This is a genomic window from Rhizobacter sp. P3_B12, from assembly GCF_056402895.1.
In genome coordinates, this window is sequence record NZ_JBFUGN010001440.1 from 1 (window position 1) to 1,113 (window position 1,113).

Sequence of the window (1,113 nt, forward strand, 5' to 3'; positions counted from 1 at the left end):
GAGCCGCAACGGCCGCCAGGTCAATGCCAAGAGCATCATGGGCGTCATGATGCTCGCCGCCGGCCTCGGCACCGTGGTCGAACTCGAGACCTCCGGCGCTGACGAAGAGGCGGCGCTGCACGCCCTCGTGGCGTTGATCAACGACAAGTTCGGCGAGGGCGAGTGAACGCGGGGCCGCGGCCCCGTCACCTCACTGCCCCAGGTTCACTGCCCCAGCTTCATTGCCCCAGGAAGTGCTTGCGGTAGCGCTGCGGCAGGTCGGCGATGCGCATCAGCATCGGCAGGTCGGCGGTGTTGAAGTCGGGGTCCCAGGCCGGCGGGCCCAGCACCTTCGCGCCGCAACGCAGGTAGCCCTTGATCAGCGCCGGCGCCTCGACGACGAGGTCGTGCTGCAGCTCGTCGACCGGCAGCGCAAGCCGCGGGCGCACCTGCAGTTCGATCGGCGCCAGGTGCGTGTGGCGCAGCTGCTCCCACAGGCTGGCGGCGAAGTGGCCACCGTCGCGCATGCTGACGCTCGCGCAGCCGACCATCGTGTCCAGCTTGTTGCGCACCATGAACTCGGCCAGCGCACCCCACAGCGCGAGGATCGCGCCACCCGAGCGCCAGGCCGGGTGCACGCAGGAGCGGCCCAGCTCCACCATCGTCGAGCGCAGCGGGCGCAGGCGGGTCAGGTCGAACTCGGTCTCGCTGTACAGGCCGCCGATGCGGCGTGCGGAATCCGGCGTCAGCACGCGGTAGGTGCCGATCACCGGACCCGGCTCGCCACCCTCGCCCGGTGCGCGCACCAGCAGGTGCTCGCAGAACGGGTCGAACATGTCGATGTCGTGGCCGGCGGGCGAGCCGTGCGGCACGCTCAGGCGTGCGCCCATTTCCTCCGCGAAGACCAGGTGCCTCAGGCGCTGCGCCTGGCGAACTTCGTCTTCATCGCGTGCCCAAACAACTTCCAGCTGAGCAGCATCGACCCGGCGCGCTTGTGGAGTGGGTGAGCTTTCGTGAAGTGACCTCCGGGACGTGTCACCACGCAAATCGGACAGAGGCATCGTCGGCAGGGGCAGGTCCCTCATGGCGTTCTCCTGTGAACTCCCGAGATGGTGGGTCCGCACGGTGACGCGT

The 1,113-nt window shown here is 69.2% G+C and carries 2 protein-coding genes; one reads left to right on the top strand and one right to left on the bottom strand.

All coding sequences use genetic code 11. The features are described 5' to 3' along the window. Positions 1 to 166 (top strand): HPr family phosphocarrier protein (locus AC1D01_RS35910; RefSeq protein WP_477874473.1); only part of this gene is annotated, 166 nt, incomplete at its 5' end. Between the two features lie 52 nt (positions 167 to 218). Here AC1D01_RS35910 and AC1D01_RS35915 read toward each other — a convergent pair. Continuing rightward, a complete protein-coding gene (locus AC1D01_RS35915) occupies positions 219 to 1,064 on the bottom strand; it encodes a GNAT family N-acetyltransferase (RefSeq protein ID WP_047510199.1) in 846 nt (281 codons plus the stop codon). Positions 1,065 to 1,113 lie beyond the last annotated feature (49 nt).

Coding starts and splice junctions, on each gene's coding strand:
- AC1D01_RS35915 (WP_047510199.1), bottom strand. CDS start 1,064: ATGAGGGACCTGCCCCTGCCGACGATGCCTCTGTCCGATTTGCGTGGT.